Raw genomic sequence first — 25020 nt, forward strand, 5'->3', positions numbered from 1 at the left:
ATGAGCCCCGTGTTTGTCATCACCGTCCTGCTGTGGTTGTCGGTAGCAGGTCTGGCGTTCGCGCTCGTCAAACGTGCCGCGTATTGGCGCGAAGGCCGCGCCACGGCGGCGGGCGCCTACGGCTGGGCCAATCTGCTTACGATCCCCAAGCGCTACTTCGTCGATCTGCATCATGTGGTGGCGCGCGATCCGTACATTGCCAAAACGCACGTGGCGACCGCGGGCGGCGCGATTCTCGCGATGGCGCTGGTGTTCGTCAACTACGGTCTGGCGATTTACTCGCCGTGGCTCGACAAGCTGATCTTTCTCGCCGCGCTCGTGATGCTGGTCGGCGCGGTGTTCGTCTGGCGCCGCCGTCACGGCGCGAAAGCGGTGCCGGCCCGGCTCTCGCGCGGACCTTGGGATCATTTGCCGCTGTTGCTTGGATCGTTCGCGCTCGGTCTCGTGCTCTTTATCGCGCTGCCTGCCGGCGCGATGTCCGGCGCGCTGGCGATCATCGTCGCGCTGCTGATCGCGGCGGGCGCGTTTGCGATGACGTTCGGCGCGGCGCGCGGCGGTCCGATGAAGCATGCGCTCGCCGGTTTGCTGCACCTCGCGTTTCATCCGCGCCAGGAGCGTTTCGCCGAGCGCAATGACACCGACGTGGTGCCGCCTACCGCATTGAAAGCGCCGCTGCTCGACGCGAAAGAATACGGTGTAGGCAAGCCGGTCGAGTTCCGCTGGAACCAGTTGCTCAGTTTCGATGCGTGCGTGCAGTGCGGCAAGTGCGAAGCGGCGTGTCCCGCGTTCGCCGCCGGTCAGCCGCTCAATCCGAAGAAGCTGATTCAGGATCTCGTCACCGGCATGGTGGGCGGCACGGATGCGGAATACGCGGGTAGTCCCACGCCAGGCATTCCAGTCGGCAAGCATGCTGGCGCGCCGGGCAAGCCGCTGATTTCCAGTCTGATCGAAGCGGACACGCTGTGGTCCTGCACGACCTGCCGCGCATGCGTGCAGGAGTGCCCGATGCTGATCGAGCACGTGGACGCGATCGTGGATATGCGCCGCAATCAGACGCTGGTGGAAGGCAGCGTGCCGGGCAAAGGCCCGATCACGCTCGCGAATCTGCGCGAGACGGGCAGCTCGAACGGCTACGACATCGGCGCGCGTTACGACTGGGCCGTCGATCTGCAGGTGCAGGTCGCGCAGCCGGGGCGTCCGGTGGATGTGCTGCTGATCGCAGGCGAAGGCGCGTTCGACATGCGCTATCAGCGCACGCTGCGCGCTTTGGTCAAAGTACTGAATCGCGCCGGTATCGACTATGCGGTGCTGGGCGGCGTGGAAACGGATACCGGCGACACGGCCCGCCGCCTCGGTGACGAAGCGACTTTCCAGCAACTCGCGCAGAAGCTGATCGGCACGCTTTCGCAGTACTCGTTCCGCAAGATCGTCACCGCCGATCCGCACGTGCTGCATAGCCTGCGCAACGAGTATCGCGCGCTCGGCGGCTTCTATGAAGTGCAGCATCACACGGCGCTGATCGAGCAACTGGTCGCGAGCGGCAAGCTGACGCCGCGCGCGGTGGCCGCCTTCGCGGATCGCAAGATCACGTATCACGACCCGTGCTATCTGGGCCGCTATAACGGTGAAACGGAAGCGCCGCGCCGTTTGCTGAAGACCATCGGCATCAAGGTCGTGGAGATGGAGCGCAACGGTATGCGCGGACGCTGCTGCGGCGGTGGCGGTGGTGCGCCTCTAACCGACATTCCGGGCAAGCGGCGTATTCCGGATATCCGTATCGACGACGCGAAAACCGTCGGCGCGGAGATCGTCGCGGTGGGCTGTCCGAATTGCACGGCGATGCTCGAAGGCGTGGTCGGGCCGCGTCCGGAAGTGCTGGACGTCGCCGAACTGGTTGCAGCGGCGCTGGAGTAACGCGATGAACACTCTCAAACGAATCGATCCGCGCCGTCCGTTCACGATCACGGCAGACGGACTCAAACGCATCACGCTCGGCGTGACGGGCGTAACTGGTTCACTGGAATTTCCCACGCACGGCGGCGCCTCGCATCGTGAACAGGCCAAACCGCGCCGGAGCACAGCTGTGCCGCAGCGCGTGATACTCGTGGCCGCGCATGCCGACCGTGGCGCATTGGACGATCACGCACGTCAAACTCTGGCTGGCGCTGCTTTGATCGCCGATTCGGCAACCGAAGTCGTGCTGCTGGTATTCGGCGAGTTCAGCGGCGACGCCGCCGCGCTCGGCGCCGACAAGCTGATCGAATTGCCGATGTTCGATCGCCGCAGCTTTGCGCCGCTAGACGAACTGAACGCGCTGGCTGCGTGCGTGGCGGCGTATGCGCCAGTCCATATTTTCCTGCCCGATAACGCGACCGGCGACGGCGATCTCGGCCGTCGTTACGCCGCAGCCGCGAATGCCAGCGTCGCGACGCATGTCGTCGAGATCGATGCCGCGCATGTGGCGGCCTATGTTCAGGCGAATACAGCGTTCGCCGCGCGCAAGCTGCCCGAGGTGGTGCTGCTTGCGCCCAACGCGGTCGATCCGAAATTGCCGTTCGTCGGTGCGGGTGAACGCGTCATGTGGCGCTTCGACGGAGAGCCCGCCTCGCAGCAAGGCGTGGTGCGCGATCTCGGCATCGAGGAAATCGACGCCGCGCAACTCGCGCTCGAAGAGGCGGATTTCATCGTGTCAGCCGGCAACGGCGTGAGCGACGTGCCCGCGTTCGAGCGTCTCGCGGCTACGCTGGGCGCGGCGATCGGCGCAAGCCGCGTCGCCGTGGACGACGGCAAGTTCACCCGCGACAAGCAGATCGGCGCGACCGGCAAGACCGTCGAAGCGAGTGTGTATATCGCGTTCGGCATTTCCGGCGCGGTGCAGCATCTGCAAGGCATCAAGGATTGCCGGCATGTGATCGCGGTGAATCTGGACGCCAGCGCGCCGATCGCCAAGCGCGCGAATCTCACGCTGATCGCGGACGCGCAGGAAACCATCGCGGCGCTCAACGAAGCGGCGGCCGCGGCGCGCACGGCGCGCGGAACCGGTGCGGCGCTGCTCAATTCAACGGCTGTCGTCGAAGGAGCGCTCGCATGAAGATCGCCATCCTCGTTTCCGTGGGCCGTCATCCGGTGAGCGGCACTGCGCGCTACAGCCGCAACGACGCCGCCGCGCTGACCCTGGCGCTCTCGCTCGCCAGAACGCACAACGCGACGCTCGACGTGCTGCACGCGGGCGATCCGTCCAATCCCGCATTGAAAGAATATCTGGCGCTCGGCGCACGTTCGGTCGAAGTGCTCGAGATCGCCGCAACGCCCGAATTGCAAGCCGACGCAACCGCGCCGCTGGCTGCGCGTCTGCGTGGCTACGACCTCGTTCTGACAGGCACGCGTGCCGAAGGCGCATTCGATAGCGGCATGCTGCCGTATCGCGTCGCCAATGCGCTGGAGATGCCGCTGGTCGGCGCCGCCGTCGACATCGCGCTGCGCGACGGTTGCGCGGAAGTCCGCCAGTTCATGCCGAAGGGTTTGCGCCGTCGCGTGGAAGTGCGGCTGCCCGCGCTGATTGCCGTACATCCGCTGGCCAACGCCGCACCGACCTACGCGTATGCGCGCTTGCGCGAAGGCTCGATTCGCCCGGTCGCCACGCTGGCCGCCGCCAACCCCGACGACCTCGCCTGGACCGTGCGCCCGGCGGGCGCGAAACCGGTGCGCCTCGCCGCTGCCGAAAAGCGCTCCGGCCACGCCCGCATGCTCTCGGCGACGACGACTGAAAGCCGCGGCGGCAGCGTCGTAATTGAAGGAAGTTCTGTCGAAAAAGCACAAGTGATTCTGGCGTATTTGCGCGAGCATCAACTCGTGGATTACTGATTTCCGGTTCGGGCCAGCATGCGACCAGGAGGGCCTGGCGCGGCGCCAGACGTGACATGCAACGGAGCACACAATGAAAGTTTCGGCAGACGTTCGCGCAATGATCGAACGCCGCAAGAAGAATTACACGCTGGAAGCGCCGTTCTATACGAGCGAGGATATTTTCGCGCTCGACATGGACGCGATCTTCCGTCAGCACTGGATTCAGGTCGCGGTGGAACCGGACGTGCCGGAGCCGGGCGATTACATCACGGTGGAAATCGGCAACGATTCGATTCTGATCGTGCGCGACGACGACATGCAGGTGAGGGTGTTTCACAACGTCTGCCGCCATCGCGGCGCGCGCCTGTGCAATACCGACAAAGGCTCGCTCGGCAATATCGTCTGTCCGTATCACAGCTGGACGTACAACCTGAACGGCGATCTGATGTTCGCCGAGCACATGGGCGATCAGTTCGACCGCTGCAAACATAGCCTGAAGGCCGTGCACGTCGAGAATCTGGCGGGCCTGATTTTCATTTGCCTCGCTGACAATCCGCCGACCGACTTCGGCGTGATGCGTGCCGCAATGGAACCGTACCTGCTGCCGCACGATCTGGCTGGCTGCAAGATCGCGGCCTCGATCGATATTATCGAAGACGGCAACTGGAAGCTCACGATGGAGAACAATCGCGAGTGCTATCACTGCGTCGCGAACCATCCCGAGCTGACCATTTCGCTCTACGAATACGGTTTCGGCTATCAGCGCTCGCCGGCCAACGAAGAAGGCATGGCCGCCTTCGAAGAGACGGTGGCTCGCCGTACCGCGCAATGGGAAGCGATGAAGCTGCCCTCGGCGGAAATCGAACGGCTGGCCGATCTGGTCACGGGTTTCCGCACGCAACGCCTGCCGCTCGATCGCGATGGTGAATCGCAGACGCTCGACGCGAAAGTGGCGTCGAAAAAACTGCTCGGCGGCTTCGAGCAAGCCGATCTCGGCGGCCTGTCGTTCTGGACGCAGCCGAATTCGTGGCATCACTTCATGAGCGATCACATCGTCAGCTTTTCGGTGATTCCGCTCTCGGCGGGCAAGACGCTGGTGCGCACCAAGTGGCTCGTGCACAAGGACGCGCGCGAAGGCATCGATTACGACGTGAATAACCTCACCGCCGTGTGGCGCGCGACCAACGATCAGGATCGCGCCCTCGTCGAATACTCGCAACGCGGCGCGACGAGCAGCGCGTACGAGCCGGGTCCGTATTCGCCGTTCACGGAAGGGCTCGTCGAAAAGTTCTGCGAGTGGTACATCGCGCGCATGGCGGATTACAGCAATGCACCCCAAACCCATGAGGCAGGCGATACCGCGCCGGCTTCACACGGCGAAAAAGTCGTGTCCTTCATGCGCTGAGCGCGACACCGCAACCAGGAGTCGGAGAAAACAATGATGCGCGATCAGGCGACGTTTCAGCTCAGCCCCGAGCCGGCTCCGGTCCACGCTGCGAGCCGCGTCACGCAGCCGCGGTTCTGGGAGACGTTGCCGCCACGCTGGAATAGCGATACCGACGATACACTGGTGTGCTGCCAGGTTCGTCAGGAAACGCACGACGTGAAGAGCTTTTTCTTTCGCGCGCCGTCCGGGCGGGCGTTCGTGTTCGAGCCGGGGCAGTTCATTACGCTAGAGTTGGAGATCGACGGCGAATCGATCAACCGTTGCTATACGATTTCTTCGCCGCCCACGCGCCCTCACACGATCTCGATCACGGTGAAGCGTGTACCGGGCGGCAAGGTCTCCAATTGGCTGCACGACAATCTGCACGCGGGCGCCGAAGTTCGCGTGCTCGGGCCGTCGGGCGAATTCACCTGCGCGCGGCATCCGGCGCGCAAGTTTCTGTTTCTATCGGCCGGCTCGGGTATCACGCCGCTGATGTCGATGAGTCGCGCGCATCATGAACTCGGTGAAGACAGCGACATCGTGTTCGTGCACAGCGCCCGTACGCCGGACGACATCATCTTCGCGCGCGAGCTCGATCTGATCGCGTCGAATCAGGCCCATTTCCGCACCGCGTTTGTGTGCGAACGGCTCGGTGCGCGCACGAATTGGCCAGGTGTCACCGGTTTTCTGACCTTGCCACTGCTCAAGCTCATCGCGCCGGATTATCTGGAGCGGGAGATTTTCACCTGCGGCCCCGCGCCGTACATGCAAGCCGTGCGCAATCTGCTGGACGAGGGCGGGTTCGATCGCAGCCACTACCACGAGGAAAGTTTTTCCTTCGAGACTGTCAGCGAAGTGGCCGCGCAATTGACCAGCGTGCATGTCGCGGACGCATTGCAAGGCGCGCTCGCGCCGGTAACTGCCGACAGCTTTATCGAGGCGCGCGAAGAGGCGTTGGGGTTCACGCCCGCGTCCGCACCGGCGCCCGTTTCCGTCGAAACGGAAACGCGCTTCAAGGTGAGTTTCGCCAGGAGCAACCGCGAGATCGAATGCGGCGGCGCCCAACACGTGCTCGACGCGGCGAAGAAAGCGGGCGTGCGGCTACCCGCGTCGTGTACGCAGGGGATGTGCGGCACGTGCAAGGTGAAACTGGTGTCGGGTGAAGTCGCGATGAAACACGCCGGCGGCATTCGTCAGCGTGAGATCGATCAGGGCATGGTGCTGCTGTGCTGCAGCAAGCCGTTGAGCGATCTCGTCGTGGATAAGTAAGACGAGAAGGATGGTGTGTCCAGTGGCCACGAAGTCGCGTGGGGACAACTGGATGTCGGAAAACAACGCTACCCGGCAATTCTGGCTGGCGATTCTAAATGCTCATTGGGTTGTTTTGACGGCAAACGGGAGAGCGGCGATGAGACTGATCAGAAAGATATTCGTGTTGAGCGCCTTGAGCGCGGCGCTGGCGGCAAGCAGCGTGAGCGTGTCGGCCGATAGCAAGCCGACCATCAAGATCGGTTACGTGGAAGGCTGGGACGATAGCGTCGCGACCTCGAACGTGGCTGCCCGTGTGATCGAAAAGCGCCTCGGCTATCAGGTCACACTCGTGCCGGTCGCGGCCGGTGTGATGTGGCAGGGCGTGGCGCGCGGCGACCTCGACGCGACGCTGTCGGCGTGGCTGCCGGTCACGCACGGCGCGTACTGGAACAACTTCAAGGACAAGGTGGTCGACCTCGGTCCGAACTTCAATGACGCGAAGATTGGGCTGATCGTGCCGGATAACGTCGACGTGAAGAGCCTGGGCGATCTGCAAGCGAAGAAGTCGGAGTTCGGTTCGCGCATCGTCGGTATCGACGCCGGCGCGGGCGTGATGCAAAAGACCAGCGAGGCGATCAAGGCCTACGGTCTCGACTACACGCTGATGCCGAGCTCGGGCAGCGCGATGACCGCCGAACTGGCGCGTTCGGAAGCGGCGAGCAAGCCGATCATCGTGACGGGCTGGAAGCCGCACTGGATGTTTGCGAAGTACAAGCTCAAATTCCTCGACGATCCGAAGAAGGTTTTCGGCGAAGCGGAGCACGTGGATAGCGTCGTGAATCCTGAACTCGAAAAGAAGGCGCCGCCGGTGGTCGCGTTCCTCAAGAAGTTTCAATGGAAACCCGGCGAAATCGACAGCGTGATGCTGGCGACGCAAAACGGCGAAAAGCCGACCGCCGCCGCCGATGCGTGGATCAGCGCGCATAGCGATCGGGTGGATAGCTGGGTGAAGTGATTGTGCTGTTCGTGTGAACGCGTTGCCGCTTTGATGAAGCGGCAACGTCCAGAGAAAACGCCGCTTTTTAGCGGCGTTTTCGTTTATTGCAGTACGACGGTCCGATCCCCGTTGATAAACACCCTTCGCTCGATAAATGCCTTGACCGCCCGCGCAAGCGTAATGCACTCGACGTCGCGCCCCGTCGCGAGCAAGCGCTCCGGGCTATACGAATGATCGACGCGCTCCACCACCTGTTCGATGATCGGACCTTCGTCGAGATCGTCGGTGACGAAGTGCGCGGTGGCGCCGATCAGTTTGACGCCGCGTGTGTGCGCCTGATGATACGGCTTGGCGCCCTTGAAGCCGGGCAGAAACGAATGGTGGATATTGATCGCGCGCGCCGCGAGCGCACGGCTCGTTTCGCCGGACAGAATCTGCATATAGCGCGCGAGAATCATCAGCTCGGCACCCGACGTCTCGAACAGATCGAGCAGGCGCGCTTCCTGTTGCGGCTTTGTGTCCGCGGTGATGGGCAGATGGTGGAAGGGCAGGCCGTGCTGCTGCGCCAGCGGTTCGAGATCGCGATGATTCGAGCCGATGCCAACGATGTCCATTTTCAGCTCGCCCATGCGCCAGCGGAACAGCAGGTCGGCGAGACAGTGCTCGAGCTTCGACACCATGATCAGCACCTTCGGCCGTGTGCCGACATCGTGCATTGCCCACGTCATGCGGAAACGCTCGGCGATCGGTTCGAATTCGCGCTTGAGCGCCGTAACGTGCAGCGTCTCGCTGCTGTCGACGCCATGAAACACGCAGCGCACGAAGAAGCGCTCGCTGAGGTCGTCGTCGAAAACGGTCAGTTCGTCGATATAGCAATGATGCCGATCGAGAAAGCCGACGACGGCGGCAACCTGGCCCGCCGCGCTCGGACAGGCGACGGTGAGAACCAGCTGATCAGGACGGGAATCGGCGGACATGCGCACTCCACTTGGACGATAGGACGATGCCGCGGGGCGCGGCATGCATCTTCGCAGTAGAGCAAATCAGGCGGGCGCGCGGATAGAAGCTAACCGCCGTCGCGCTGGAACGGGAGCGTCAGGCTGGCGCGCAGGCGTTCATTCGGCGTCGAGCCCGCATTCGCCGAGCAGCCAATGGCGAAAGGCGCCGACCACGGGTGTCGCCGCGCGCTGCGTGACGAGCAGGTAGCCGCGCTCGGTGACGACCGGCGGGTCGAACAGTTCGACCAGTTGGCCGGTGGCAAGCAGTTCGTCGATCAATGGCGCCCAGCCCAGCGCGACGCCCTGACCCATGATCGCCGCATGGGCCACGAGCGCAAAACTGTTGAACGTGATGCCGCGATGCGCGGCGGGCGCATCCAGTTCGTGCGCGGCGAACCAGTCGGCCCACGACAGCCAGCGCGCCGGCTCGGTCGGCTCGAGATGCAGCAGCGGCAGGTTCAGCAGATCGGACGGCGTGCGCAACGACGGATGCGCCGCGAGAAAGGCGGGGCTGCACACCGGCGTGACGCGCTCGGGAAACAGCTTGACCACGCCGCGCGCGGTCCAGTCCGCGTGTTCGTCGCCGAACGCAATGGCGATATCCGCCTTATCGTGCGAAGGATCGAACACGTTCTGCGAGGTGATGATCTTCACGTCGACGTCCGGCATCAGCGCCTTGAACTGCGATAGACGCGGCATCAGCCAATAGGTGGCAAAGCCGAAGTCGGTGGAGAGCGTGAGCGTTTGCGGCGTGCGCCGCGCGCGGATTTCGCTGGTGGCGAGGCGAATCGTGTCCAGCGCGTGGCGCACCGCTTCGAAGAGCCGCTCGCCGTCTTCCGTGAGCGTGACGCCGCGATGGCCGCGCTCGAAAAGCGGTGCGCCCAGCGCTTCCTCAAGTTGCACGACGCGTTGACTCACCGCGGGCTGCGTCGAACCCAGCTCGCGCGCGGCCGCCGTGAAGCTGGCCAGACGCGCGGCGGATTCGAACACCGTCAACGCCTGCATCGGCGGCAAGCGATCCTGTCTCGACATAACACCCTCTTATAGGCACATAACGAATTGCCGTCTTCACAGCGGCGAATTGGACGGCAATAGTGGTGCACATGGCGGGCTCGGCACGCTGGCAGCCGCTCGTGGTTGCATCCATCACGACATTTGCACCAACACTTGCGATTCTATTCGAGGCACGCACCAATGCTTGACACCAGGAAGAATATTCTCATTCTGATGGCCGACCAAATGACGCCGTTCGCGCTCGCCGCTTACGGACACCGTCTGACGAAAACGCCCAATCTCGATCGCCTCGCGAAACAGGGCGTGGTGTTCGAATCGGCCTATTGCGCGAGTCCACTGTGTGCGCCTTCGCGGTTCTCCTTTTTGTCGGGCAAGCTGCCTTCCGCAATCGGCGCCTATGACAATGCAGCGGAATTTCCGTCGCAGACGCTGACTTTCGCGCATTATCTTCGGGCCGAAGGATATCGCACGATTCTCTCCGGCAAGATGCATTTCTGCGGCGCCGATCAGTTGCACGGGTTCGAGGAACGGCTCACCACCGACATCTATCCCGCCGACTTCGGTTGGACCCCCAACTGGGACAACTTCGAAGCGCGTCCCACGTGGTATCACAACATGAGTTCCGTGATCGACGCGGGCCCGTGCGTGCGCACCAATCAACTCGACTTCGACGACGAGGTCACGTTCACCACCCGTCAGAAACTCTTCGACATCGCGCGCGAACGTCATGCGGGCAAAGACGCGCGGCCATTCTGCATGGTCGCCTCGCTGACGCACCCGCACGACCCGTACGCGATTCCGCAAAAGTACTGGGACATGCATCGCGACGAAGATATCGACATGCCCGCGTTTCGCGATTCGTTCGAAGACGCCGACCCGCACTCGAAGCGCTTGCGCCATGTCTGCGAAACCGATCGCACGCCGCCCACCGATCAACAAATCCGCAATGCGCGCCGCGCCTACTACGGCGCGATCTCCTACGTCGACGACCAGTTCGGCGCGATCCTCGAAGCGCTCGACCAAGCCGGGCTCGCGAAAGACACCGTGATCGTCGTGACGTCCGATCATGGCGAGATGCTCGGCGAGCGCGGCCTTTGGTACAAGATGACTTTCTTCGAAGGCGGTTGTCGCGTTCCGCTGATCGTGCACGCACCGCAGCAATTCGACCCGCATCGCGTGCAGGCATCCGTCTCGCATCTCGATCTGGTGCCGACGCTGGTCGAACTGGCGCGCGGCGACCAACCGGCTGCGTGGCCCGATTCGCTCGATGGACAAAGCCTCGTGCCGCATCTGCTGGGGACTCAAGGCGGCCATGACGAAGCCATCGGCGAATATCTGGCTGAGGGCGCGATTGCGCCGATTGTGATGTTGCGGCGTGGGCGCTTCAAGTTCATTCATACGCCGGCCGATCCCGATCAACTCTACGACGTGGCGGCTGATCCGCTCGAACGCGAGAACCTTGCCGCGCGCAGTGAATATGCATCACAGGTCGCGGCATTTCGTGAGGAAATCGCGCAACGCTGGGACCTCGCCGCGTTGCACGACGAAGTGCTGCAAAGCCAGCGGCGCCGCCATTTTCATTTTGCTTCCACGACGCAAGGCACGGTCGCGTCATGGGACTGGCAGCCGCTCGTCGATGCGAGCCAGCGCTATATGCGCAATCACATCGATCTGGATACGCTCGAAGCAATGGCGCGTTTTCCCGCCGTCGCCCGTTGATCCTCACGCTGCTAACGACCCCATCCACCCCCACGAACAGGAAGCCGACATAATGAAAAAGCTCTTCAAACAGGCGGTAACCGGCGTTGCGCTGCTGTGCGCGGCAGCCACTTTCGCGTCGGCCGCCGAGCCGCAGTCGTGCGCGCAGGTCAACATGGCGGGGCCGGGATGGACCGACATCGACGCGACCAATGCGATGACCGGCGTGCTGTTGAAGGCGCTCGGCTACAAACAGAACGTCGCGAACCTGTCGGTGCCGATCACGTATCAAGGCCTGAAGAAAGGGCAGATCGACGTATTCCTCGGCAACTGGATGCCGGCGCAAGCGCCGGTCGTCAAACCGTTCGAGGAAGAAAAGTCGATCGAGGTCGTGCATCCGAATCTGAGCAACGCCAAGTTCACGCTCGCCGTGCCCGACTATGTGGCCGCTGCCGGCATCCATTCGTTCGCGGATCTGGCGAAGAATGCCGATAAGTTCGACAGCAAGATTTATGGCATCGAGCCTGGGGCGCCGGCCAATCAGAACATCAAGAAGATGGTCGACGACAAGGCGTTCGGACTCGGCAGCTGGAAGCTCGTCGAATCGAGTGAAACCGGCATGCTTACGCAAGTGGAGCGCGCGGTGCGCGAGAAGAAGTGGATTGTCTTTCTCGCGTGGGAGCCGCATTTGATGAACACGAAGTTCAAGCTCACGTACCTCGATGGGGGAGACAAGTACTTCGGGCCCAATTACGGCGGCGCCACGGTCAATACGGTTGCGCGCAGTGGCTATGCGGCGCAGTGCCCGAATATCGGCCGCCTGTTCAGGCAACTCACCTTCAACGTCGATCTGGAAAACGGCGTGATCACCGAAGTACTGGAAAAGAAGACTGGCGCGGATGCAGCGGCGACAGAAGCGCTCAAGCGTCACCCCGAATTGTTGAAGTCGTGGCTCGACGGCGTGAACACAGCCAGCGGCGCCAATGGCCTGCAAGCCGTGCAAACCGCACTCGGCGTGAAATAACAACCGCATTCCTAACGATGAGGTCGCCGTGCGACAGATTTATGTCGCATCCGGTCGAATCCTCGTCAATCTGGACTCGTATTCTTGATCCGGCGATGCGGACATGATTGGTCACTGCATGCATCGTAGATAGCTCCAATCCGTTTCACTCGGTCTCAGCCGGTTTCGAACTGCCCGTCATGCGAGAAGTGCCGCGCGCTGGTCAACAGCACGCAGCAGGGATCGCTTTATCCAACGAAATAAGCAGGCAAAGAGCAGGGGAGAATTAGATGAAGAAGAGAAATGCCGTCAGCCTTTCGGGACTCGCGATCGCGGCAAGCGCTGTATGCGCGCCGACGGCTGCCCATGCGCAAAGCAGCGTCACCCTGTACGGCATTCTGGATGCCGGCATCACCTACGTGAACAATGCCGGCGGGGCTAACCAGTTCAAATTCGATGACGGTATTTCGTACGGCAACCGGATCGGCTTCAAGGGCGTCGAGGATCTCGGCGGCGGCTTGCAGGCCGTGTTCGTGCTCGAATCGGGTTTTCACTTGGGCAACGGGCAATTAGCATTCGGCGGCGCCGAGTTCGGACGCCAGGCTTATGTCGGCTTGAAGAACAACTGGGGAACGCTTTCGCTGGGTAATCAACTCGACATGACCGAAGAGTTTGTCTACCTCTATAACATCTCGGCATGGGCGAGCGGCTACGCGATCCATCAAGGCGACTTCGACCGGATGAACGGCGACCGGCTGCCGAATTCGGTCAAGTTTCTCTCCAACGACTATGCGGGCTTCTCGTTCGGCGGCATGTATTCGTTCGGCAATACGGCGGGCGACTTCCACAACAAGAGCGCGTGGAGCGTGGGTGCGCGTTACGAGCATAGCGCCTTCAACATGGGCGCGGCCTATACCCAGTTGAACAACCCGAACGGCATCTATGCATTCGACCCATACGCGATGATCGGCACGCGCACGTTCCTCGGCAAGCCGACCGTATCCGTCGATCCGGCGACCGGCGCAGTGACGGACCTGTATAGCTCGTCGCCGTTCCCGGTCGACAAGCAAGGGGCGTTCGCGGTCGGCGCCGCCTATACGATCGGCAACGTCATGCTGAGCGGCGACTTCACCTACACGACCATCAAGGGTCTCGGCGAAACCTCGCATATGCAGGTCTATGAGGCGGGCGCCTCGTACACCTTCACGCCTGCGTTGATGCTGTACGGCGGCTATCAGCACACGCGGTTCGAAGGCAATCACTGGAACCAGGGCTCGCTCGGGCTCCATTACCTGTTGTCCAAGCGTACGGACGTCTATATCTCCGGCGACTATCTGCGCGCGTCGGATGGCGTAAACGCGGTAATCGGTTATAGCTTTACGCCGTCCACATCGAACACACAGACCGACGTGCGGATCGGCATGCGGCATTCGTTCTGACGTGCGGCGAAGGTTTTCAGGTTTTGCGGTGTCCCGGGTCACGGGACACCATCCACGCCGTCACGATGCGCGCTCGAGCTGCTTCTTGAACGTGTCGATCAGCGCCCGCACTTTTGGCGGAGGATGGCTGGTGGGCGGAAAGATAGCCTGAATACTCGCGGGCTCGGTCGCCCATTCCGGCAGCAGGCGAATCAACCGCCCGGCGGCGATGTCGGCGCCGATCGAGAAGTCCGTCAACAGGCCGAAGCCGCCGCCGGCAAGTGTCGCCGCACGGCAGGCGTCGGCGGTGTTCACTAGCAACGCGTTTTCACAGCGCACGGTTTCAACGTCGCCATCACTTTTGCCACCGTTGCGTTGCAGGTCGAGCGTCAGCGGACGCGGCAAGACCGTCAACGCGCAGAAGGGCATCGCCGACAATTCGGCGGGCGTCTGCGGCTGTCCCCATATCTCGACGAAATCCGGACTCGCCACGACCCACTTGACGAAGCTGCCGAGTTTCACCGCGCGGTAATTGGAATCGGCCAGCCGGCCGAGGCGAATCGCGACGTCGATGCCGTCCGCGATGAGATCCACATATCGGTCGGTGCACAGCAACTCGACATTGAGTTGCGGATGCGTGCGGCGCAGTTCGACGAGCACCGGCGCGACGGCAAGCGAACCGTAATCGATCGGCGAGCTCACGCGCAACATGCCGCGCACGGACGCCGTTTCGCCGCCGATCGCCGACAGCGCGTCTTCCGTGGCGCGCAGGATCTTCACGCTCGCGTCGTAGAATGCGCGGCCCGCTTCGGTTAAACCGAGCCGCCGTGTCGTGCGCACCAGCAGGCTCGCGCCCACCTCGGCCTCGAGCCGCTGCATGTGCGTGCTGACCATCGTCTTGGCGAGACCCAGACGCGCTGCCGCGGCGGTCAGCGAACCCGCGTCGACGACCGCGACGAAGATCGCCAAGCGGTTGAGGTTTACGTCGCGTACGTCGGCCATGGTGGATTGTCCATCTTCGATTGATTGTGTTTCCCGGATTATCAGGCTTCTGCAAGGTGGCTCGTGCGCATTATGCTCGATCCACTCCTTCACGTTTTCCGGAACCCGTCATGCCCGTTGCCCGACCCGCCCAGCCGATCCGCCTCTATACGACCCTGCTTTCCGGCCACGGCCATCGGGTGAAGCTGTTTCTGACCCTGCTCGATCTGCCGTTCGAAGTGGTCGAACTGGACATGAAGGCCGGCGAGAACCGCAAGCCGGCGTATCTGGCGCTTAACCCGTTCGGGCAGGTGCCGACGATTCAGGACGGCGACATCACGCTGTTCGATTCGAACGCCATTCTCGTGTATCTGGCGAAGCGTTACGGCGACGCCTCGTGGTTGCCGGAAGACCCGCTCGGCGCGGCCGCGGTGCAACGCTGGCTGTCGCTCGCCGCCGGCCAGATCGCCTATGGGCCGTGCACGGCGCGGCTCGTCACCGTGTTTGGTGCGCCGCACGATCACGACACCGCGAAGAAGCTGGCCGTCAAACTGTTCGACGTGCTCGACGGCGAACTGGCGCACAAGCCGTTCGCGGCGGGCAATCAGGTGACGATTGCCGACATCGCCGCCCACACCTACATCGCGCACGCGCCGGAAGGCGGCGTGTCGCTCGACCCGTATCCGAACATTCGTGCGTGGCTGCGCCGCGTCGAGGCATTGCCGCGGTTCATCGCGATGCCGTCGACAAAAGCGGGGCTGCTCGCCGAGTGAGCGGCTGATCCTTCAAGATACCGGAGTCCGGTCATGTCCACCTTTATCCCACTGAATGGCTGGGGCGTCGACGCCTCGCCGTTTCACGCGGCCGAACTCGCCGCCCAGCAGCGCGCCGGGGTGAGAAGCATGGCGGAAGCGTCGGGACGCCGGGGGATTCGCCGCTACATGCCGGATCAGCATCGCAAGTTTTTCAGCGAGCAGCCGTTCATGGTGTTCGGCGGCGTCGATGCGCGCGGGCAGCCGTGGGCGACGGTGCGCGCCGGCATGCCGGGCTTCGTGTCGTCGCCGGATGCGCAGACGTTGCGCATCGAAGGCGGCGTGTTGCCCGGCGATCCGCTCGCGGATAGCTGGCGGGAGGGCTCGATGATCGGCGGCCTGGGGCTGCAGCCGCAGACCCGCAGGCGCAACCGGATCAACGGCGTCGTGAGGTCGGTGGACGGGGCCGCGTTGATACTCGACGTTCGCCAGAGCTTCGGCAACTGCAATAAGTACATCCAGAGCCGTACGCCGACCTGGGTGGAACAGAGTACGTCGGAACCTGCCACGCCGCCGGAAATAGCGACCCACCTCAGCGATGCCGACCGCGCGTTACTGGCGCGGGCGGATACGTTTTTCATCGCGAGCGCGAATCTTGCGGAAGATGCGGACCTTGCCCGCGGCGTCGACGTGTCGCATCGCGGTGGCGCGCCCGGTTTCGTGCGTGTTGACGATGAGCACACGCTGACGACGCCCGACTTTATCGGCAACAACTTCTTCAATACGATCGGCAACCTGATCCACGATCCGCGCGCCGGCCTGCTGTTCATCGACTTTGCGAGCGGCGATCTGCTGTATATCGCGGCGCGCGCTGAAATCGTATGGGACGGCGCGGAACTGGCTGCGTTCGAAGGCGCGCAACGGCTCGTGCGTTTTCACGTGCAGGAAGTGCGGCGCAGCCGGAGCGCGTTGCCGTTCCGTTGGTCCGAGGTCGAGTATGCGCCGCAGTTTGCGGCGGCGGTGCATAAGCCGGTGGTTGCATCGCCCTGGCACAAGTTGAAGGTCGCGGCCGTGGTCGACGAGACAGCGTCGGTTCGCTCCTTCTATTTCGAATCGGTCGACGGTGTGCCGTTGCCGCCGTACAAGCCGGGGCAGTTTCTGCCGATCCGCGTGCCGGTGTCGGACTCCGCCACGCCTTTGTCGCGCACCTACACGCTTTCCGATGCGCACGATCCGCAGCGGTATCGAATCAGCGTGAAGCGCGAAGGCGTGGCTTCGACATGGCTGCATGAGCACCTCGTTGCCGGTACGCAGATCGAAGCGATGAAGCCGCGCGGCGCGTTCGTTTTCGATGAAGACAGCCCGCGGCCCGCCGTCTTTATCTCGGCGGGCATCGGCATCACGCCGATGATGGCGATGCTTCGGCATGCGTTGGCAGCATCTCCCAGTGAGGGCGCGCGAGCGAAGCGGCTGTTCTTCTTTCACGGCGCGCGCAGCGATCGCGAACGTCCGTTCAGTGCGCAATTGAAAGAGCTTGCCGCGCGCAATGCGGCGCTCTCCTTGCATCTTTTCGATAGCGCCGCCGATGGGTTGGCCGAAGGCGTGTCGGCCGGGCGTGTGACTATCGACGCGTTAAAGCGCGTGCTTCCGTTCGATGACTACGACTTCTATCTGTGCGGCCCCGAGTCGTTCATGCGTGATCTGTATGAGGGCCTCCGCGGCTTGAATGTCGCGGATGAGCGAATTCGTTTCGAGGCCTTCGGTCCGGCGACCGTCAAGCGTGCGGTGGTCGTAAGCGCGGAGACGAAACCGGTTGAGACTTCGGCGCAAGACACCGGCGCTGTGCAAGTGACTTTCGCGCGCTCGGAGCGGACGATTCAATGGCTGCCGCGCGACGGCAGCTTGCTCGAATTTGCCGAAGCGCACGGTATCGACTCGCCGTCCAGTTGCCGAGCGGGTGTATGCGGGACGTGTTCGACGCGACTGTTGTCGGGCAAGGTCAAGTACGACGGCGAAGTCGAGGCGCAAATCGAACCCGGCGCGGCACTGGTTTGCATGGCACATCCGGTTGCTGGCGATGCGGGCGTGACGTTGGATCTTTGATCGACGGCCTCCAGCTTCGGTAAAGTCTAGGACTGGGTCCGAGTCCGGCAATTTCTCATTTACGTGCGCAGCGGCCTCAACCCTGCGCGGACCTCTTCGGCAAATAGTTGCGGTTGCTCCCATGCCGCGAAGTGGCCGCCTTTATCGAGCCGGTTGTAATAGATCAGGTTGTGATACGCCCGCTCTGTCCAACTGCGCGGAGCCTGATAATTCTCGCGCGGAAAGACGCTTACCGCAGCGGGGACGGATACATCGGCGGCGGCCAGGAAGTTGAAGTGCGACTCCCAATAGAAGCGCGCCGCGGAAACCCCCGTGTTCGTCAACCAGTACAGGGTGATGTCGTCGAGTACATCGTTGCGCGTCAGCTCGCCGGCCGATTCCCCGTTGACGGAGTGTCCGAACACGGCCGAGGTCAGTGCCGCCGCCGGCTGCTCATACCCGTCGCCGTGGTCGAGAAGCCAGCTCGCGAGGCCAATGGGAGAGTCCGACAATCCAGAGAGCGTTTGCGGGCGTGTGCCCATTTCCAATGCGTAGGCGCGTCGCTTCTTGGCCGCGGAACTCAGTTGTTCGTAAGCGTGCTTTTCGTCGGCGGAGAGGTTGGCTGGCGGCAGATCGCCGGCTTGAAGCGCCTTGGTGATTTCCGGTGGAACAGTCGCCGGGAAATTGACGTGGATGCCTAACAATTCCGGTGGCGCCTGCTTGCCCATTACGTTGCAGACAACACCACCGAGATCGCCGCCTTGCGCGGCAAATTTCTCGTATCCGAGGCGCTTCATGAGGACGACCCACGCACGCGCGGTACGCTCGGGGCCCCAACCGGTCGTGGTCGGCTTGCCCGAAAAGCCGTAGCCGGGCAACGACGGAATGATCAGATGAAACGCGTCGGATGCACTCGCGCCATACGCGGTTGGGTTGGTCAGCGGATCGATGATTTTGAACTGCTCGATCACCGAACCTGGCCACCCATGCGTGACGATGAGCGGCATCGCATTCTCATGTTTCGAGCGGACGTGAATGAAATGAATGTCCAGTCGGTCGATCTCGGTCACAAAATTCGGCAGCGAGTTGAGCTTCGCTTCGCACTTGCGCCAATCGCAGTCGGTTGCCCAATGGCGCGCGAGTTCCTGGATCATCGCGAGCGGCACGCCTTGCGAGTTATCCGTAACGGTCTCCCGATCAGGCCATCTTGTCGCCTTGATGCGTCGGCGCAGGTCGATGAGTTGCGATTCCGGCACATGCACGCGGAGCCGGCGAATGGCGGTCTTGTCGCCGCCCGTCGCCGGGGCAACTTCAGTAATCTCTTGATTCGTTTCCGCGAACGCGAGCTGACTCAATGAGCCGGCGGCAACGGCCGCCGCTGCCACGCTGACAAAACGGCGGCGAGAGGGCGAGTGAGGAGGGAGGTTGTCCGACATAAAGTCTCCGATCGGCGATGAAGCCAGGCTTACCCATCAATGGCAACATGATTTCACGATTTCACGAGCGATTGGCAGGCGGTATTCGATGTAGGGTGGACGTATTGGAGCGCGCGGAGGTATCCCGCGTGTGTCGGTAGGGGCGGTTTTTGTATGCGCGGGTATCGGTGAACCCGGCAGATACGTTGCGATACAAAGCGGAACCGTATCGGCGCACACGGCAGATCCGCTTTCATTTCAACGGCGCAGGTTCGCAGTTGGAGAGTGGTTCATCGACGAAGCCTCCAACTGCCACAGACGTGTGCCGCTTGACCCACATCTACAGCAGTTGGAGTACGAGGCTGAGTGTTGCGCTCAGCAGGTCGTCCACATCGCGGCGAGCCACGTTGGCGAGGTCGGATCGTTGGCGACCGAGCCATAGTCCCATGCGTGGTCGTTGACGGGATCGACTCCGTCTTTGCCCACCCACATCGCGCCGACCCAGACGTTCGGACCATCGGGCGCGGCGGCGCCGTTCGTCGCCGGCTGAATCTCCCGGGCTGTGCGGAACCACGAATCGATGATGGTGCTGCCGCCCTTCGCGTACTGGGCGAGTTTGCGTCCTTCGTCGGTGTTGTCGAAGGTGATCGCGCCGTAGCCCATCAGGATGTGCATGCCATCGAACGCGCCATCCCAGCGGGCCAGCACGTCACCGCCGCCGCTTGCGAGCAGGTCGTCCTGCAATGGGCCGCAGGCGGCAATCGTCGCCCATTCGAGATCGCTTTGGCCCCACAGGTCGCCCGGTGCTTGTGGTCCTGCGCCGACTTCGGCGAAGTCGAGGAATCCGTCGTCGGGTTTGGACAGCACCCAGCCGTTCATATTGGCGTGCCCCGTGTAGAACACGAAGTCGGCGTTGTCCACCCAGGTGTCGTCGTTGCGACGCCAATCCGATTCCCATGCGTTGGCATCGCCCCAGTTGAAATCGATGTGCCAACCTGCTGCCGCCCATTCGTCGACGAATCCTTGCGCGTTGGCCTGGCTCCCCGCCAAACCCCCGCTCTGTCCGATCCACGATGTCCCGGCTTCCCACGGCCGCGTCACGGTTGCGGCGGCAAACGACCGGCGCAGTTTGCCGGCTGCTTCGGTCTTGACTTTTTCCTTCGACACCGTGGCGGGCTTGGCCGACTTCGGCCGTTTCGCTTGCGGCTCGCCGAAGGTGAGCGGTGGGCCGAAGTCGGTGGCGGCCAGCATGACCTGCCGAAGCGGCACGCGTTGTTTGCCGAACACGGCCGTGGCGCGGCACACGTACACCGGATAGAGGAATTCCTGCGCGGTAAACGAGGGCGCCGCGTAATAGGCGAGCGACATGTCGAAGGATTCGATTTTCATCTGGCTCATGAGGCCGTGAAACTGTTCCTTCACTTTGTCCGGCGCGATCATTTTCGCGTCGAATTCAGCCACCACTGTGCGCCAGCCGCCGTTAAAGCCGATCACGCTGCCTTTGTGTCCCAACGTCACAGTCAGATCGCTGCCACCGCCGACTACGGGAATCTTGTCGACCATAACCGGGTACACCACCTGTACGTCGAGACGCCGGTTTTGCCGCTTGCCGTCCTTGCGTAACGCGAAATGAGTGCCGCCGATCACCGGCTTGCCATAGGAAAACGGCGCTTCCAAACCAGGCAGCAAACCTTCGCGATGCAGAAAGTCTTTGGCTATCGACAGTGCGTCGTCATCGTCCGGCAGTTCCGCGTTGACCGATGGTCGCCACATCTGCGACTCGTCAGCGGCCCACACGGCGCCGCTGGCATTGGCAATTTCCACGATGTGGTGGGCGTTGCGCAGTACTTTGCCGTCGCGCGTTTCGCTGAGCCGGAACTCATCGTGCAGGCCGAAGATTTGCCGCCCGAGCATCGCCAGGCGCTTGACGCTGGTGTCTTGGGGTTCGAGCCGGTAAATGGGCAAACTGTCTTTCATGATGAACTCCTTGTGCGCATACATACGGGGCGAAGACAGGCGGTATAAGGAAACCGCCAATCAAAGGACGACGAGCGCGCAAGCGAATTGAAAGACAGTGAAGGTTTGGATGCCGAAACGAGGGCGCGGAGTACGCGCCTTCATCGAATGGACGATTCAGCGGTTTGCGGTATTTGATCAGGAAAGGCCGACGTCTTGCGTACGCGATGAAGTGGACTCCAACTTGCTGATCACCTCGGCCTGATCATTCGCGGCAAGCGCCATGGCGGCGAGATATCCAAACGTCAATGCGGGCCCGAGCGTAATTCCGGCACCGATGTAATGACCGCCTACCGGCGAGTTCATATCGTTGCCGCAGGCATATAGTCCGGGAATCGGGCGACTATCGTCGTCGAGAACTTCTCCGTGAGATCCGGTCACGAGCCCGCGGCTCGTTCCAAAGTCGCCTGGCATCAGCTTGACGGCGTAGAAGGGCCCCTTTTCAATGGGGCCGAGACAGGGACTGGGCGAGTGTGTCGGATCACCCTTATAAATGTTGTACGCAGATGATCCCTTCCCGAAGTCCTCGTCGATACCGGTTTTCGCAAAGCGATTGTTGCGCTCGACACTGCGTTCCAGTCCGCCCGGGTCGACGCCGATCTTGCCGGCAAGTTCACGCAATGTGCGACCGCTGAACAGGTAGCCCGCTTTCTCATAGCGTCGCAACGACAAGCTGCCGGGCAGGATGACGCCAATCCCGTACTTCTTGATCGCCGTGGCATCTGCGATCAGGTGGGCCGGGATTGCGCCCGCGTTGAACATGCCAAGCGTGAAGGCATGATACGACGCCGCCTCATTCGTGAAGCGGTGTCCGTCCTTGCCTACGGCAATGAAGCCGGGCTTGGGACGGTCGAGCATGAAGTGCCCCCAGAGTTCCTTGCCACCCGCGTCGTTCGAATAGACCGACATGGGGACGTAAAAGCCGGTGTCCTGACCGTTGTGGTCGAGTCGACCACCGGCCGATTCGCCAAGATGAATGCCTTCGCCGACGTTGCTGGGCAGACCAAGTCCGAGTTCGACCGTTGGTTGTCGGGAGTGCTCGCGACGCATGACCGGGTTGCCGGGGTAGCCCCCCGTCGCAATGACGACGCCCCGGCGAGCGCGTACGCGGATTGTCCGGCCGTCTCGCACCACTTCCGCGCCCGTGACTTTGCCGCCATCCATGATTAGCCGGGTCGCGGACGCGCGCAGCCAGACGTCGATGTTCTGATCCAGCATTGTTTTGTACAAGCGGCCTATCAATGCATTCCCACCGACGAGCCGGGTGCCGCGATGATAGTTCAGCCGGTCCACGCCATAGCGAAAAAAGCGCTTCAGTACATGGAAGAACGACCGCGCCGAACGCGTGAAGGAAAGAAAGTGGAGCAGGTCGACGAGGTCGAGCATCATCCCGCCGAATGGCGCGAAGGCCGGAAGCGGGGCACGTAGATCCTTGAAGTGCGCGCCGAGCTTGCGCCCATCGAATTCGAGCGGGGCATGAGCGCGACCGAACATCCCGCCCTCAAGTTCGGGACTGTAGTCCGGATACTCGAGCGCCATGACTTCCAGTTCGGAGTGACGCAACAGGTAATCGAGCGCGACACGGCCCTGCGAGATATAGGCTTCCTGCAATGAGCGGTCGACACTGGTCCCGACCGTGGCGGCAAAGTATTTTCGCGCCTTGTCGAACGAGTCCTTGAAGCCGGCCGCCTGCATTGGCGTGCTGTCGACGAACCACATCATGCCCACCGACCAGGCGGAGGTGCCTCCGACCTGGTCGGTCTTCTCGAGAACGAGCGGCACAAGCCCTTCGTTCTTTGACACGATTGCCGCCGTCATGCCAGCCGCGCCGGCTCCCATGATGATGACGTCGGCCTCGCGGTCCCAGTTCTCCGTCGTAGCGGTGTCCATGGCGGTTTTCCTGCTTTAAGGGTTTCTGTTGGATCTTGCTGGAAATCGATTTATATCGAATCATGTGTCTCGGAATGAATGATGTCAAGAAACTCCAGGGAATCCCCTGGCAAAGTCATATCCGTCTCATGTGGCGCGCGTGTCGTCTCGCCCTGAGAACTTGCTGACGCGCATAATTCCTAGTAAGATCATGCGATATAAAACGAAATTGGCTCGATTGTCGATCGCGATGAAGGTTGGGCTGCGTTGGCACCCTCGCAACTGGAAAGAGCGAGACAGGAGTCGCGAGCCACCAGACGATGCATCAACCCGCAGAGGTTGCATTTTCAGTAATGTTCAGGAGACGCAATGAGCAAGCTTCAGCTTTCCGTCGCCGTAGGCAACTACGACCGGATTCGGCCGCTGGTCGATGGCGAGGTGCAGATCGAGGGTGTCGATCCGGTTTTCATGTTGCAGGATCCCGAAGAGATATTCTTCCGTGCCTTCCGACATGCGGACTACGATATCTGCGAACTCTCGCTTAGCAGTTACTCGGTGAAGACCGCAGCGGGCACTTCACCCTACATCGCTGTCCCGGTGTTTCCGTCGAGAGCGTTTCGGCACACCTCGATTTATGTGCGTGCGGACCGCGGCATCAGCCGCCCTGAGGATCTGAAGGGTAAGCGCATCGGCGTGCCCGAGTATCAACTCACCGCCAACGTCTGGGTCCGTCTCTTTCTCGAAGAAGAATACGGAGTGAAGGCTTCCGACGTGACGTGGGTGCGCGGCGGCTACGAGGATGCGACACGCGTCGAGAAAATCTCGTTGAATCTGCCTGACGATGTGAAACTGGAGAACGCTCCTGAAGGGCAGACGATCTCGAACCTGCTGGCAGAAGGGGAGATCGACGCGGTCATCGGGCCGCGCGCTCCTTCCTGCTTCGACCGTGGACATCCGCAGGTCAGGTATCTTTTCGACGATCCGCACAAAACCGCCGCCGAGTGGTATTCGCGCACGAAGCTTTTCCCTATCATGCACACGCTCGGAATCAGGAAGACGCTCGCGGAACGTCACCCGTGGCTGCCCGGCGCAGTAATGAAGGCGTTTGAGAAGTCCAAGGCTCTTGCCTTGACTCGGCTGAGCGATACGTCGGCCACGAAGATTACGTTGCCGTTCGTTGAGGATCAGTTGCGTGCCGCTCGCAAGCTGATGGGCACCGACTTCTGGTCATACGGTTTTGCTGACAATGAACATGTCGTTGACCGCTTTCTCGCCCGTCACTATGCGGAGGGACTGTCGAGCCGCCGGCTGGAAGCTCGGGAGCTATTCCATCCGGCAAGTCTCGAGAGCTTTGCGATCTGATCCAGGCCGGCAAGGCTAGAGGTTGCACGGAGCAGCAGTTGCCAACTCCGGCGTGGAATTGGCGTGCTGCTTTCCTGACAGCCTGATGCCGTTACCCTGTGCGCGGGGCCACTAACGGCAGCGGCCTCGCCAGACGGTGAGCGTCAACAAAGCAGCGTGCCGGTCCCGCACTATAAGTGGATTCGCGGATACAGATGAACAGACGGTATCTGTTGTATGATCTCTGTCCAAACGAATCATCTTTAAAAAGATGATTCCGTCGGAGATAGAGTTATATCGAATGATGTGTTTTGGGGTGAATAAAGTCAAAGACTCCATGTCAAGGAATGAGCGAATGCCCAAGTCAAATTCCACTGCCGCCAAAGCAACGATGGGCGTTGCCGTACGACCGGCAGCAACAGAACCCTCTGACGTGTTTGATGATCGGGGCCGAACTGTGCCGTGGATGGCGCGAACGATACACAGGCTCTACGACGCGCAAGCACAAAAGATTCTCGACAGGGAGAATCTCGCGATCGCGTACTGGTACTACCTTCGAGTCCTGGCCGAACGCGGTGAACTAAACCAGTTGGAACTCAGCAAGCGCGTTGGCATTGCCTCAACCACCGCGGTACCGGCGCTGGATAACCTTGAAAAACGCGGCCTCGTGCAACGAACCCGCGATCCAAACGACAGAAGAAAGTACTTCGTCAATCTGCAGGACGAGGGCAAGCGGCTCGTCGATGAAATGCTGCCCGAGCTCACTGAGATGATTTCGTCATCATTCGACGGGATCACCCAAAAAGATATGCGCATTTTCTGGAAGGTCATGCGTCAGATCGAGACGAACCTCACCCAGAAGTCTCAAGGCGATACGGTCGTGGATTGAACGTGGGCCGGCGTCCAAGGC

General features: G+C 61.9%; 19 protein-coding genes. 13 read left to right on the top strand and 6 right to left on the bottom strand.

The annotated features are described in order from the left end of the window. From B0G74_RS22530 to B0G74_RS22555, 6 genes are all read left to right on the top strand, one after another. Positions 1-1914, top strand: coding sequence for a (Fe-S)-binding protein (locus B0G74_RS22530; protein ID WP_132377103.1), 1914 nt, complete (start codon positions 1-3; stop codon positions 1912-1914). Between the two features lie 4 nt (positions 1915-1918). Continuing rightward, positions 1919-3091 carry an electron transfer flavoprotein subunit alpha/FixB family protein gene (locus tag B0G74_RS22535; RefSeq protein WP_132377104.1) on the top strand — a complete coding sequence of 391 codons (1173 nt, stop codon included), beginning with the start codon at positions 1919-1921 and terminating at the stop codon, positions 3089-3091. After that, positions 3088-3864 (top strand): electron transfer flavoprotein subunit beta/FixA family protein, encoded by a 777-nt coding sequence (locus tag B0G74_RS22540; RefSeq protein ID WP_132377105.1) that lies wholly within the window; start codon positions 3088-3090, stop codon positions 3862-3864. The genes B0G74_RS22535 and B0G74_RS22540 overlap by 4 nt, the downstream gene beginning before the upstream one ends. A gap of 73 nt (positions 3865-3937) precedes the next feature. Further along, on the top strand, positions 3938-5251 hold the full coding sequence (locus B0G74_RS22545; protein ID WP_132377106.1) for an aromatic ring-hydroxylating dioxygenase subunit alpha: 1314 nt from the start codon (positions 3938-3940) through the stop codon (positions 5249-5251). A gap of 33 nt (positions 5252-5284) precedes the next feature. Continuing rightward, positions 5285-6544 carry a hybrid-cluster NAD(P)-dependent oxidoreductase gene (locus B0G74_RS22550; RefSeq protein ID WP_132377107.1) on the top strand — a complete coding sequence of 420 codons (1260 nt, stop codon included), beginning with the start codon at positions 5285-5287 and terminating at the stop codon, positions 6542-6544. A gap of 139 nt (positions 6545-6683) precedes the next feature. Further along, complete coding sequence (locus B0G74_RS22555; protein ID WP_132377108.1) at positions 6684-7541, top strand: glycine betaine ABC transporter substrate-binding protein; 858 nt, start codon at positions 6684-6686, stop codon at positions 7539-7541. Positions 7542-7624: 83 nt separating this feature from the next. Here B0G74_RS22555 and purU read toward each other — a convergent pair whose 3' ends face one another. Together purU and B0G74_RS22565 are read right to left on the bottom strand one after the other, a co-directional pair. Beyond that, positions 7625-8500 carry a formyltetrahydrofolate deformylase gene (gene purU / locus B0G74_RS22560; RefSeq protein WP_132377109.1) on the bottom strand — a complete coding sequence of 292 codons (876 nt, stop codon included), beginning with the start codon at positions 8498-8500 and terminating at the stop codon, positions 7625-7627. Positions 8501-8638: 138 nt separating this feature from the next. Continuing rightward, positions 8639-9553 carry a LysR family transcriptional regulator gene (locus B0G74_RS22565; protein WP_132377110.1) on the bottom strand — a complete coding sequence of 305 codons (915 nt, stop codon included), beginning with the start codon at positions 9551-9553 and terminating at the stop codon, positions 8639-8641. 162 nt (positions 9554-9715) lie between these two features. Here B0G74_RS22565 and betC point away from each other — a divergent pair, with 162 nt between their 5' ends. From betC to B0G74_RS22580, 3 genes are all read left to right on the top strand, one after another. Continuing rightward, positions 9716-11254 carry a choline-sulfatase gene (gene betC / locus B0G74_RS22570; RefSeq protein ID WP_132377111.1) on the top strand — a complete coding sequence of 513 codons (1539 nt, stop codon included), beginning with the start codon at positions 9716-9718 and terminating at the stop codon, positions 11252-11254. A 52-nt stretch (positions 11255-11306) separates the two neighbouring features. Further along, complete coding sequence (locus B0G74_RS22575) at positions 11307-12257, top strand: choline ABC transporter substrate-binding protein (protein WP_132377112.1); 951 nt, start codon at positions 11307-11309, stop codon at positions 12255-12257. A 269-nt stretch (positions 12258-12526) separates the two neighbouring features. Further along, positions 12527-13675: a porin gene (locus B0G74_RS22580; protein ID WP_132377113.1), complete on the top strand. Its 1149-nt coding sequence runs from the start codon at positions 12527-12529 to the stop codon at positions 13673-13675. 60 nt (positions 13676-13735) lie between these two features. On the opposite strand, the gene B0G74_RS22585 is transcribed toward B0G74_RS22580, so the two are convergent. After that, complete coding sequence (locus B0G74_RS22585; RefSeq protein WP_132377114.1) at positions 13736-14656, bottom strand: LysR family transcriptional regulator; 921 nt, start codon at positions 14654-14656, stop codon at positions 13736-13738. Between the two features lie 110 nt (positions 14657-14766). On the opposite strand from B0G74_RS22585, the gene B0G74_RS22590 reads away from it, so the two are divergent. Next, on the top strand, positions 14767-15408 hold the full coding sequence (locus tag B0G74_RS22590; protein WP_132377115.1) for a glutathione S-transferase: 642 nt from the start codon (positions 14767-14769) through the stop codon (positions 15406-15408). A gap of 33 nt (positions 15409-15441) precedes the next feature. Continuing rightward, positions 15442-17490: a pyridoxamine 5'-phosphate oxidase family protein gene (locus B0G74_RS22595; protein WP_132377116.1), complete on the top strand. Its 2049-nt coding sequence runs from the start codon at positions 15442-15444 to the stop codon at positions 17488-17490. 59 nt (positions 17491-17549) lie between these two features. Here B0G74_RS22595 and B0G74_RS22600 read toward each other — a convergent pair whose 3' ends face one another. From B0G74_RS22600 to B0G74_RS22610, 3 genes are all read right to left on the bottom strand, one after another. Continuing rightward, positions 17550-18905 (bottom strand): epoxide hydrolase, encoded by a 1356-nt coding sequence (locus B0G74_RS22600; RefSeq protein ID WP_132377117.1) that lies wholly within the window; start codon positions 18903-18905, stop codon positions 17550-17552. Positions 18906-19259: 354 nt separating this feature from the next. Further along, entirely contained in the window at positions 19260-20861 is a 1602-nt protein-coding gene (locus tag B0G74_RS22605) for a DUF6345 domain-containing protein (RefSeq protein ID WP_132377118.1), read from the bottom strand. Positions 20862-21038: 177 nt separating this feature from the next. Further along, the gene (locus tag B0G74_RS22610; protein WP_132377119.1) at positions 21039-22790 is read right to left on the bottom strand and encodes an FAD-binding protein; all 1752 of its coding nucleotides are present in this window, start codon (positions 22788-22790) and stop codon (positions 21039-21041) included. A gap of 348 nt (positions 22791-23138) precedes the next feature. Between B0G74_RS22610 and B0G74_RS22615 the strand changes: the two genes are divergently transcribed. Continuing rightward, positions 23139-24131 carry an ABC transporter substrate-binding protein gene (locus B0G74_RS22615; protein ID WP_132377120.1) on the top strand — a complete coding sequence of 331 codons (993 nt, stop codon included), beginning with the start codon at positions 23139-23141 and terminating at the stop codon, positions 24129-24131. 334 nt (positions 24132-24465) lie between these two features. Next, positions 24466-24999, top strand: coding sequence for a MarR family transcriptional regulator (locus B0G74_RS22620; RefSeq protein WP_132377121.1), 534 nt, complete (start codon positions 24466-24468; stop codon positions 24997-24999). The last annotated feature ends 21 nt before the right edge of the window (positions 25000-25020 follow it).

The organism is Paraburkholderia sp. BL9I2N2 (assembly GCF_004339745.1).
In the GTDB taxonomy this organism is placed as follows: Bacteria; Pseudomonadota; Gammaproteobacteria; order Burkholderiales; family Burkholderiaceae; genus Paraburkholderia.